The organism is Arthrobacter sp. 49Tsu3.1M3 (genome assembly GCF_900168135.1).
GTDB lineage: Bacteria > Actinomycetota > Actinomycetes > Actinomycetales > Micrococcaceae > Arthrobacter.
This window is the reverse complement of the sequence record NZ_FUZD01000013.1, coordinates 28,832-40,742: the sequence shown is the minus strand read 5'-3', so window position 1 is coordinate 40,742 and position 11,911 is coordinate 28,832. Positions and strand designations below refer to the sequence as shown.

The 11,911-nt window shown below is 61.9% G+C and carries 5 protein-coding genes; 2 read left to right on the top strand and 3 right to left on the bottom strand.

Translation table 11 applies throughout. The features are described 5' to 3' along the window. Positions 1–43 precede the first annotated feature (43 nt). Positions 44–3,199, top strand: coding sequence for a DUF3427 domain-containing protein (locus B5X90_RS14075; RefSeq protein ID WP_079554063.1), 3,156 nt, complete (start codon positions 44–46; stop codon positions 3,197–3,199). A gap of 156 nt (positions 3,200–3,355) precedes the next feature. After that, positions 3,356–5,266, top strand: a complete 1,911-nt coding sequence (locus B5X90_RS14070) for an RNA-directed DNA polymerase (protein ID WP_079554060.1) — start codon at positions 3,356–3,358, stop codon at positions 5,264–5,266. A 218-nt stretch (positions 5,267–5,484) separates the two neighbouring features. On the opposite strand, the gene B5X90_RS14065 is transcribed toward B5X90_RS14070, so the two are convergent. From B5X90_RS14065 to B5X90_RS14055, 3 genes are read right to left on the bottom strand one after another with little or no spacing between them, the layout of a single operon-like run. Continuing rightward, a complete protein-coding gene (locus B5X90_RS14065; protein ID WP_079554058.1) occupies positions 5,485–8,637 on the bottom strand; it encodes a helicase C-terminal domain-containing protein in 3,153 nt (1,050 codons plus the stop codon). Continuing rightward, positions 8,627–10,507, bottom strand: a complete 1,881-nt coding sequence (locus B5X90_RS14060; protein ID WP_079554056.1) for a phospholipase D family protein — start codon at positions 10,505–10,507, stop codon at positions 8,627–8,629. The genes B5X90_RS14065 and B5X90_RS14060 overlap by 11 nt, the downstream gene beginning before the upstream one ends. Continuing rightward, positions 10,500–11,708 carry a DUF6361 family protein gene (locus B5X90_RS14055; protein ID WP_079554054.1) on the bottom strand — a complete coding sequence of 403 codons (1,209 nt, stop codon included), beginning with the start codon at positions 11,706–11,708 and terminating at the stop codon, positions 10,500–10,502. Before B5X90_RS14055 ends, B5X90_RS14060 begins: the two co-directional genes overlap by 8 nt. Positions 11,709–11,911: the final 203 nt, after the last annotated feature.

The window sequence follows — 11,911 nt, the reverse complement described above, 5'->3', positions numbered from 1 at the left end:
ATTTCGATTGTTCGTATTAGCTCATTACAATTACCCTGGCGCAGTGACTAATTTCATTGGGGGAGTGGCGGCGGAGCAGCTGTCCGAGGGCTTGTATGAACTTCTGAACACGGATGTCCTCGGCAATCTGCTGAATAACGGGTCTGGCCTGCAGTCAATCTTCGCTGACATAGACGATGAAGACAGCCCGGACATCCTTTCCCGCCACATCGCCGATGCAGTCCGCCAAGCCCTGACGGCAGCCAAACCCACCGACCGCGTGGCCCTCGCAAACAAGCTCCTCCAGGAGTTGAAGCACACGGACCGCATCGCCGATGGCCCCACCCAGCTCCAGTCACTCCACCGACCGGATACCCTCAAACGCCGCAACCTGCGCCGCCCCACGACCAAACTGAGCGACTCCGCACTGCTCACCAACAGCAAGGACGATCCGAACCTCGCCGCGGAACTCCGCACCGAGATCGAGTCCGCCAACACCGTAGATCTCCTCTGTGCCTTCGTCCGCTGGACGGGCCTCCGCCTCCTCCATCCGGCGCTTGAAGAGCTCAAGGAACGCGGCGCCAAACTCCGCGTCATCACCACCACCTACATGGGCGCCACCGAACGCCGCGCCATCGACGAGCTCGTCACGCGTTACGGCGCGGAGGTGAAGATCAGCTACGAAACGCAGGCGACGCGACTGCACGCCAAGGCCTGGCTGTTCCGCCGTGACTCCGGATTCGACACCGCCTACGTCGGCAGCTCCAACCTCAGCCAAGCGGCCCTCCTCGACGGCCTCGAATGGAACGTCCGACTCAGCTCCGTTGGCACGCCCGCGCTCCTGAACAAGTTCGAGGTCACTTTCGACAGCTACTGGGCTCAGCGCGCCTTCCAAAGCTACGATCCGGAACGCGACGGCGAAAAGCTGGACGCGGCTCTGGAACGCAATGGCGGCCGGCGGACGGCGATCCCCGGGGCAGCCACCGGACTCGAGGTCCAGCCGTTCCTCCACCAGGAAGAGATGCTTGAAGACCTGGAGGCCGAGCGGCTCAAGGGTTTCGACCACAACCTCGTGGTCGCAGCTACAGGTACCGGGAAGACCGTCATCGCAGCCCTGGACTACAAACGCCTGTGTGAAGCGGCCGGCCGTGATCTGAAGCTGCTCTTTGTCGCCCACCGCCAGGAAATCCTAAAACAGGCCATGCGCACCTACCGTGACGTCATGCAGGACGGCGCCTTCGGCGAACTCTACGTCGGGGAACACAAACCTCAGCAGTGGAAGCACGTCTTCGCCTCTGTCCAGTCGCTGTCATCCCTCGGCATTGAAAAGCTGGCACCCGACTTCTTCGACGTCGTCGTCATCGATGAATTCCACCACGCCATGGCGCCCACCTACCGCCGGCTGCTGGACCACCTGCAGCCGCAGCAGCTCCTCGGACTGACCGCGACGCCGGAACGCGGCGACGGCGTCGACGTCGCCAGGCAGTTCTTCGACGGCCGCACCGCCAGCGAACTGCGCCTCTGGGACGCCCTAGACGCCGATCTGCTGGTGCCGTTCCACTATTTCGGTGTCTCGGACGACGTCGACCTGAGCCAGTTGGAGTGGAAGCGCGGCAACTACGACACCACGCAGCTGAACAACCTCTACACCGGCAACGATGCCCGCGCCGCCAAGGTGATCCGCGAACTGCGCGACAAGGTCACCAGCACGGAGCAGATGCGGGCCATCGGCTTCTGTGTCTCGGTCCAGCACGCCCACTACATGGCCGAAGTCTTCAACCGCGCCGGCATCGCCTCCGTTGCTGTCGACGGGAGCACCGACGACGCCGACCGCGCCGCGGCCCTGGAGCGACTCCGCCGGCGGGAGATCAACTGCATCTTCGCCGTCGACCTCTTCAACGAAGGCCTGGACCTGCCGCAGGTGGACACCATCCTGCTGCTCCGGCCCACGCAGAGCGCCACGATTTTCCTCCAGCAGCTGGGGCGCGGGCTGCGCCGTGCCGAGGGCAAGGCGGTGCTGACCGTCATGGACTTTATCGGCCAGCAACGCCGCGAGTTCCGCTTCGATCTGCGCTACCGGGCGCTGACGGGTTACGGGCGCAAGGAGTTGGAAAAGGCTGTTGAGGACGAATTTCCCTACCTGCCGTCGGGCTCGCAGATCGTGCTGGACCGGGTGGCGCAGAAGGTAGTGCTGGACAACATCAAGGCGCAGCTGCGGTTCAACCGTGCGCAGCTGGTCCGGGACATCGCCTCGTACGCGGAGACCGAACTGGAGGCTTATCTGGAGCGGTCCGGGAACGACGTGAAGTCGATTTACCGGTCGACCAAGGATTCGTGGACGGGGTACCTGCGCCAGGCCGGTTTGATCGACGAGCTCTCGCCGTTGGAGACGGCTCTCGGGGGCAGGATCCAGGACCTGTCGGACTCGGACGAGAAGAGGCTCCTCGGCCGCATGGCAGCGCTGATCCATGTGGACGATCCGGAACGCGCGGAGGCCTACTCGATGCTCGTCGGCGCCGGCGGGCCCCGCTACGCGGAGCTCGGCATGCGGGAACAGACGTTCGCCCGCATGCTGTTCTACACACTCTGGGACGACGGCGGCGGGTTCCCCACGTACGACGCCGGCCTGGACTATCTGCGCGGCTACCAGTTTGTCTGCAGCGAGATCCGCCAGCTCGTGAAGCTGGGCGTTGCAGCGTCCAAGCATGCCGCCAAGGGCCTCGGAGGGGGCCTGCAGCACGTTCCGCTGCTCTCGCACGCGACCTACCGGCGCGAGGAGGTCCTGGCCGCCCTGCAATATGGGTCGTTGGAGCTCGGCAAGAACGTGCAGCACCGCGAGGGTGTGGCCTGGTGCCCGGCCACGTCCACGGACGCCTTCTTCGTCACCCTCAACAAAGACGACAAGAAGCACTCGGCAACCACCATGTACAAGGACTATTCCATCAGTCCGGAGTTGTTCCATTGGGAATCACAGAACGCGACATCACCGGGGAGTCCGACCGGCAGGCGGTATCTGAACCGTGGTGCTCACGGATCGAAGATCCTGATCTTCACCCGCGATGCGGCGGAAGACGAGACCGGCTTGACCGTTCCTTACACGTGCCTCGGGCAGGTGGATTATGTGCAGCATAAAGGGGAGAAGCCGATTGCCATTACCTGGCGGCTGCACCGTCCGATGCCGGCTGATGTGTTCGCGACGGCCGCTGCGGTGGCGCAATGATTGGAAACACGGATACGAGCCTCCCAAGTTTGGGTTTTGTCTACACCTTGTGGGCCCCGCCACCGCTTCTGGAAACTAAGGTTGGGATTAAGCTATTTGAACCGCGCCGCGTTGTTCTGTACTAGGTGGGGTAACAAGATTCACGGAAAGGCCATAATGACAAGCGATACGGACACAGATCAGGGATCCTCCGCAGCAGCTGAACTGGGCGACTTCTCGCTGGAGCAGCTAGCTGATGCTGAATATCTGAAATCTGTGTGGAAATCCGACATTCGCCCGTTACTGCGGCAGGCAAAATTTAGTAATTCCCGATATGCCATAGATCCCCTACATTACGCCGCATATGAATGGAATCTTGACGCGTTTGTTGACGGAATCGTACGAGATTTAAAGCTGCATCAGTTCACTCCCGAGCGAGGAGAAGTCATTCGTGCCGCCAAAGGCACAGGGCTGACGCGCCCAGTCTGTGAGCTGTCCCCAAGAGATGCTCTCGTATACACCGCGATTGTCAAACGTGTTGAAGACCAGCTTCTTGTGTCCTCCAGAAAGTGGGTAGGGCACACTCGTTCTGACAAGGGGAGTTCGGTTGAGACCGGCGACGGGGCCGTAGACAGTTTTGACTGGTTCCAGTTCTGGCTAAGGCGGCAGGGCCTAATTGCCGACATACTTGAAATTGACGGCGTGAAGTTTATTGTTGAGTCGGATATCTCAAATTTCTTTCCTTCGATTCGTCTTGAGCATGTCCGTGAGCATCTACTCGCACATACGCGACTCTCTAAAGAGTTGGTTCGATTGTGCATGCAGATGATTGACGGCGTATTACCTCGAAGTAACTATCTTGACTATTCCCATTTAGGTTTGCCTCAGGGAAACAATGATTCTTCTCGAGCCATCGCTCATAGTTTTTTGGCGCCGATCGACCAAGAATTTGATGTCGAAGGGCTGGCTGGCCGGTATACGCGTTATATGGATGATGTTCTGTATGGGGTGCGCCATGTCGCCGAGGGAGAAAAAATCATATCCAGACTCCAGCGGTCCTTGGAGAGTCTCGCGCTGACCCCGAATTCCGCCAAGACAAAAATTGTTCCGGTTGATGAATATCTTCGTGACTCAATGGTAGAGTCTAATGCCGAAATCGAGCGCATACAGAGTCTTCTCGAATCGTCCGGGGCCTTGGGTGGATCGACTGAACCCGAAGCTAAGCTTGCGATTGATCAGTTGGCTACCTTGTCGGCCGAGCACCGGGACCTCGCTCCTCAGCCTCGTAGATGGAACCGCGTCACCAGGCGCATTAATACTCTTCACCGGCGCGTAGGTCTGGGCACCTGGCGTCAGTACTGGAGCGCTGATCTAGCGCATGATCCGTCCGGTGCGAGCGTGTACTTCGAATACTTGAGGTCTTGGCCGCTGGACTCTGACACTATCGATGAGCTATTTCAAGCGGCGCTAATTTATTCGGATATTTATACAAATATTGGTATTTTGGCAGCGGAAACTATGTCCTCCGCGCCCACAAGCGATTCTGATACTCTTCGGGTTAAGATATTTAGCGGGGCGATGAAGGAAATTGATCGCATTGCTAAGACGCCATTAGATTCCACAATACGGGATCGTCTTTGTTCGAGTTGGTTCATTGTTGCCTGGAAGTTCTCCAACAGGGCGGGCCAGCTGGAACTTATTCAACTCGCCCAGAAGCCGGAGTTTGCTTCAACTAACCTCATCCGCCTTCAGGCCGCTATGTTGCAGTCGGCCGACAGTGCGACGGTCTTTGAATTTGAGCCGCGCCTTTCGATCGAGAGTAGCCTGTCGTTAGAGTATCTCCGCCGACTTCGAAGCGGGGATTCGTCTGCTGTCGGCGTTGCGCTCAATTTAATGGCGCCCAAGAAAATGCTCGCACCACAGCGACAGATGATTCATCCCCGGGCTCTTATGCTCATCGACCTAACTGCCGCCGGCTCGCCACAACGAGTTCGGAACTACGCCAAAAAGGCACTCGGAGCCCTAGAAAAGAACGAAAATCGTCTCAGAGACCACCAAGCTGAGCGTATTTTGAATGATTGGCATTAGCCAACCTTCGCTTCCTTGCTCGCTGAGACAAAACTGCCTAGCCATCTCGGCGGCTTCGAGTAGACGTTTCGGACACGCAGCTGAAGCAGCAAAGTAGATAGGCAGGCTGGCTGATTGCGTTGTTATTTGGCCGAACACTACTTTGCAGCCGCTGTTTCTGTCACCGCACAAAGTCTCCTTTGTGCGGTGACTTACATCGGCGCGCGTTTACAATCCTCTCAAGGCCGCAAATCCAGTGGCTTTATCTCCGCCCCATCCTTGATCAGGCCCAACAAATCGTCTTGCCGGGCCTGACCCAACGTCAGCCGGTAGTTCGCCAGCCCCGAAAGCATCTGCTTGGTTCTGAGCACATCGCGGCTCAGCGGGTGGTCCAGGAGCCTTCGCTGGATCTTGTGGTCTCCAGGGTAGATCCAGTGGGGAGCGAACTCGGTGCTGGAATCTTCAGGGTGCGCCGCAACGTCAGCTGCAGCCAAGGAGAACAGCGTCTCCCACGGGTCAGTCACCCCAGGCTTCAGCACCTCTGCTCCGTGGGCTTCAGCCACATTCTTCCGAACCGCGTGTCCCAGATACCGGTGGACCCGGCCCTCGCGCTGTTCGAAATCGACGGGGTTGCTAGGCACGTTCCAGTGGATGACCGAGTGGGCCCACCAATGGAAGTCGATGCCTTCCTGACCGACGGATGTGGAGGCCAGCACGAACGGCCAGAAGGGGCTGTTGAAGGCCCGGCGGACGTCGGGCATGCGGTGGCTGTCGCCGTCGTCCGTTTTGGCGTTGCTGTACCGGACGGCGAAACGGCTGCCCATCCGGAGATCCTCGTGCGAGCCGTCGGGGTATTTGGCGAGCATCTGGGCCGGCTTGAGGGACAAGGAGCGCCGGATGTCGTCGGCAAGTGACCAGAGCTGTTCGGTGGTGATCTCCCCGGGGGCCTGCTGGCTGCGGAGCTGGAAAACGTACTCGTCCAGCACGGCCTGGAGGTTTCCGGCTTCGCAGTAGCGCAGGACTTTCTGCCAGTAGTCGCCTTCGGGGTAGAGCTTGTCCAGCAGCTCGGTGGCATCGAGGCGGTTGAACAGCGTTCGCAAGCCGGTCGCGGCGAAGACGGCGGCCTTCCATAGCTCGGCACCGTCGAACTCGTCCGGCACCACACGCCTCAGGGCACGGTAGAGGCAGTTGGCGGGGGAGTTGACGGCCAGATCTTCAATCCCGTCGTCCCAGCCCGCCGGCTCACCGACAACCGCGCCCAGCATCCGATCAACGTGTGCAAGATAGAGCCCGGCATCGGAGCCCCCTTCCTGCTCGGTGTCCCCGCCATCCGAGGCTTTGCCCTGCTGCTGGGTGTACTCGTCCAGTTGACACAACTCCCGCGTGGCCAGTTTGGCGTTGTTCTTCCACTCCGCCGGCAGAGCGCCCGGTACTGAGAAATAGGACGCCCAGGCACCGAGCCGGCTGGCCGGGTCGACGACGGCGCCTTCCACCATCGCGGTGCCGGCTGTCGCGGCGGCAGCCCGAACAACATCGCCGGGCACCAAGGAACCACTCAATGAGGCGCTCTCCAGCGGATCACCTGGAAGGGCCAGCGCAGCATGGGGGATGAACAGAGCCAGCGTGGACATGGCCTGAGGCTCACCGTCGCGGACACGGAACCGCAGTCGGCCGCGGAAGCGCTTGCGGGCCTCGGCGGAGTTTTCACCGTGCAGCGGCGACCCCTCAAGGATCTGTCGCTCGGCCTCGTAGGAGAGCATCGTGGTGATCGCCGTCGGGGCAGCGTTCCACGCAGAAAAGACCAGCTGTTTCGTGACGTCAGTACCCACCTCTGCAAATGCGCCGGAGGGCGATACGTAGGGGAGCGACGGCGGCATCCACAGCAGCTTCCACCAGCCCTGGCCGACGGTGTGCTCGCGAACGGCCCGGAACTTGGCGTTGTCGGTTTCGACCGCGCCATATCTGCGATAGGCATTGGCATCGATGGTCGACAGGGCCGGCAGCACTGGGTCAACTGCTTCGCGGTCGCAGTGGATCCTGCCGTCCAACATCCTGCCGACCTTGTAATCGGTGAGGAAGTGCGCGAACATCGGCACGGATTTCCAGTATTCCATCGGATTGCCGGTGCGCGTGGCCCGGAACAAAGCAGCCAGGGACTTGTAGCTGATGAGGTCCCCGGCCCGGACGTCCGTCGGTGCCATCTCGATCACGGACAGCATGTCGTCTTTGCCGAGCTGCGGCCGCTCTGTGCGGCTCATGAAGAGCTTCAGGCCGTCCTCGATACGATGCGTCAGCGCATCGTCAGGGACCTGCTTCAACAGCTGCGTCCGCCGGTCATCCAGATCAGCTTCGAGGCCTTCCATGTACCCCTGCCGGTCGCTGCTGAGGAAACGGAGCAGCTGCCGGAAGTCTGCGGCGTGGTCGTCGCCGTCCGCTTCGTTCGCACCGGTGTGCGCCTTGTAGGGCGTGGCCGAGAGCAGGATCAGCTTGGCGCCGTCGTAGTTCAGGAACTGGCGCGCGAGCTCCGCAGCGGGATCCCCGTCGTCGGGCGCGGTGCCGGGAGAGTAAAGCAGATCGCGGAAGCGCTGGAACTCGTCCAGAATGATCAAATCAGGCTCCAGACAGTCCAAGCCGGCCTGGGCGAGGTCTCCACGGAGCCGTCCGATGATGGCGCTCATGCGGAGCCGGACATTGTCAGTTCCGTCAGTCAAGGCGTCGCTCATCGCCGTTTCAAAAGCGGCAAGATTTCGGCTATTCGTGGCGAGCTGTCTGAATTTGTCACACACCGAGGTGACGAACCCTTCGGGATGCAGTTCGGTGAGGCGTTTGATTTCCCAGCTGAATCCGGGAACGCCAGCGCCCGCCCTCAACAGCTCGACCGCGTCATCCCGGCGTTCGGCGGTAATCACTCCGAGCTGTTCAAGAATCCGAAACAGCACAGCCCGTTCTCGCGCCTGGCCGGTCGCCCCGCCGACGTTGAACGACGTGCCCGGAGTCAGCGAGATGAAGTTGACCCGCTTCCGTGTTCCCGGCGCGGCCGGAGCATTGAGCTTCGCCAGCTCGGCAGGCAGCAGTGTCAGCCGGCCCGACTCGATGATGTCCTTCTGCCCGGTAACGTTCAGCCGGCCAATGTTCTGCTTGGCCAGGTCAGCATTGGAGCAGACGTAGACGACGTCGATCCGGTCCACGCCGGAATCCGGCCGGTCGAGCCGTTCGATCGCCTTCGCGACAACGCCGCGGGCCACCATGCTCTTGCCCAGCCCGGTTTCGTCCGCGACGAGGAAGCGGTCCGCCGGCTGGTCATCCAGATAGAGGCGTTTGAAGACGTGTTCCACGGTACGGCGCTGAAAGCCGCGGAGGCCGTCCAGCGCGGGCGCTGCATCAAACCCCATGAAGTTGCTCCATGTCTAGTGCCTCGGTGGCTGCGGTCCACAGCGCGTGCAGCTGCTGAATCTCCGGGTCATCGCTGCGAAGGGCGAGCAGCCGGTCCATGACTACCTTCAGATCCGGGAAGACCGAGCCGGCGTCCGGCCCCGCCATCGCGTCAACCATCGCTTCGAAGAGCCCGGCGGTGGAGCCGTCGCCGAACCCTGAACCGGCGAACCATCCCGTGCCTGTCCCGGACCCAGGCAGGGCGTCTTCCGGGGTAAGGAACAACAGCAGGAACTGGCGAAGCTTCTGGGGGCCGTCCAGCTGGCGGGCGATGATCTCATCCAGCCGTCCCGCAGGATCGGTGCGCAGACTGCCCTGGATCACCGTGCTCTTGGACAGCCCGGCCGCCGGGTCCTCCAGCGTGAGCACCAGGTACGGCGTCACATCAGCCAGCGGGATGGCGCGGAAGACATGTTCGTGCTGACCGCCGGAGGGCTCGACGACGGCGTTCGGCTGGGGGAGCGAAAGGAGACGCAACTTCGCGGTGAACTCGGGCTTCGGCGACCAACCATGCGCGACGGTCACCGTGAACGTGTTCTTGGTGTCGCCGTCGGGGACGGCATCGAGGAGGAACCGCTGCGCCGCAGCGTCCCGCAGGGCGTTCTCCAGCCGGAAGGCTGCCACGTCTTCTTCCGAGCGGGCCGCGCCGCCGGTGCCCAGATAATCGGCGAAGGGCACGTCCTTGAGACTCTCCCGGATGCGCTGCACCCCCAGGCGTTTCTTTACTCCCCGCATTTCCAACAGAAACTCCACGTTACGAGTGAAGCCCGCCTCGGTGGCGTTGGCCGACCCGAGAAGCGCGTAGGTGTAGTGGTCGAAGTCGTAGAAGTAGGCCTTGGCGTGCAGCCCGGTCAGATCGTCCGCCACCCGCAGGATCCCGGACTCGTCCACATCGCTTTGTCCTGACTCCGACGATTCGGGGATGCCGAGTTCGTCAAAAGCCTTGAACGACGTTCGGGTATCACCCACTGTTTTCTCGTTGAGGAGATCCAGCTGGTCCCCGCGTGAGTAGACGTAGAGGTTGTCCGTCCACGGGTCCCGCAGCCGCCCGAGCATCGTGTCGTCGAGGAAGGGCGAGATGACCAGCTTCTCTCGGCCAAAATGGGCCCCCTCCCCGGTTTTACCGTTGAGTGCATTGAAGTTTCCCGGATCGCCGAGGTGGGCAGTGATGGAGCCCTGTGCGAAGTCCTCACCCATACCCATAGGCCGGAATGCCAAGCGCTGAATATCCTCCGGCAACTCCCAGCGGACATTCGCAAGACGCGAGGCGAGTCCGCGCACTCTGGCGAGCCGCCCGGCGTCGGGAGTCACAGTGCAGAGGTCAGGGAGCCCGGCGATGAAGCGCGCCAGCGGGCCGCTGTCGGGTCCGGCATGCTCGGTGTCCTGCACGGGCTCGCCGTCCAGCCGGACGAGGAGGTCCCAGCTGGCGTCGGTGGTGAGGTTGCGGCTGCTGCACAGGAAGCGGTAACGGCGCTCGGAGTCGTTCTCGAATTCGAGGAGCCAGATTTTGGGGTGGAACAGTCCGCGCTTGACGCTGACCTGGTGGACCATCGGCTCCAGCAGTGCGAGCAGGTCCGAGGCGTCCGAGGGCGCTTTGATGTGGCCGGCCTGGCAGAAGATGTCTACGCGGTCGGAGACTTTGCGCAGGGCGCTGAGCACCGCCACCGGGTTGGTGAATTCCTCCCCGGAGCCCGCCAAGAAGCTCAGCGGCACGGACAGGGCGCTGGTCATGTCCAGCGTGAAGGTGGTGCCCACGGCGTGGGAGAGCCGGAATCCTGCCGGCGGGCGCAGCTGCTGGGTGAGTGCCTGCCTGTTTGCTGCCTCAAGCACTCGACTGCCCTTCCAATGCGAGCCCTGCGTGGATGTCCAGGACGTTCCGGCGTACCTGAGCCCAGCGGAAGGACAGAGACGCGACCTGCGCTGGCGGCTGCCAGGCGCGGAGCCGGCGTTCGTTGCGGAACCGCGAGTTGGACTTCTTCATGAGCTTCTCCCGGGTTTCGACGGCGGCACGGAAGTGTTGGTTGTCGATCAGACTGCCGGGGCTTGTGGCTGCCTCGGCCATGGCCCTCGCGAAGTCGGCGGTGTTTCCGTTGACGCCGCGGTTCAGCGCCTTGGATCGGTTAATGAAGCCGTCGACGTCCCATCCGGCGAGGAGCTCGCGTTTGTTGTCCTTCTGGTCTTCCCACGCTTCGAGGAGCCCATGCGTTGGCTCCAGAGTGTCCTCGCCGGCGGAGAAGACCTTTGCCGAAAGTTCCGCGACAAGGTGCTGGTACAAAATGGTGGCGCCGTTGTGGATGAAGGAGAACGCTTCCGCGTCCTTGAGCCACTGTGCGGAGTCGCCCTCCGCGCTGCGGCATGCCGGGTCAAGCCAGGGCGCCCAAAGTCCCGTGGTGGGGCCGACCTCGGATCCGACGACGTGGGCCAGCATGGTGCCGGGACAGGTGGTCAAGATGCGTTCCTGTAGCCAGCGGGCCTCATCGTGGGACAACTGCAGCCCGCGATCCTCGGACTGCGGAAAGCCGGCTGGCGGCTTGGGGAGGGTCTGGCTCCAGACCGAATAGCTGCTTTCGCCCTCTTCGGGCGCCGGGGCATCAGCACACATCAGCTGAGCGACAGCGGAGCGGTCAGTGTCCGGGCTGACGATGCCGTAGGTGCGCAGCGCGGTCCAGTACGCGGCGGATGGGAGCAGCTGGACGTTTCGGCCGGCATCGCGGCCGATGTAGCTGTCCTCGCCGATCTCTTTGAGCCTCTCGATCAGCTGCCGCTCGGATTCCTCGGAGCGCTTCCGCAGATCATCCGGATTTCGTGTTCTGCGGTGGGCGGTTTGATAAGCCCACGGAACGAGGAGCATATAGCGTGCGCCTAGGTGCAGCACCGAAGTGCCCGGGAACAGGCTGTTGCTGATCGCGTCGCGCAGCTGGCCCATGCCGAGGTCGTCGGTGGTTTCCGGCGTGCCGTAGAGCTTCACGAGCTCGCGCATCTTCGAGTTTTCCTCGGTGGACGCGTCGAGCCAGGAGATGAGGGAAGTCATTTGCGAAGTTCGCTCGTTTCTGCTTTTCGGTGCGGGACGTTAGACCGAAGGTGCCGCGGCAAGTCCCAAGGCTTTAGAGTCTTTCCAAGAGCTTCAAGGCCTCCGCCTGACCAACGGCTTCGCGTTTTGCGGTTCCGGCGGAAACGTTTGCAGAGCGAGAGAGAATAAGCGGTCCTGACACTGCTGCATTTTCATCGGGGATT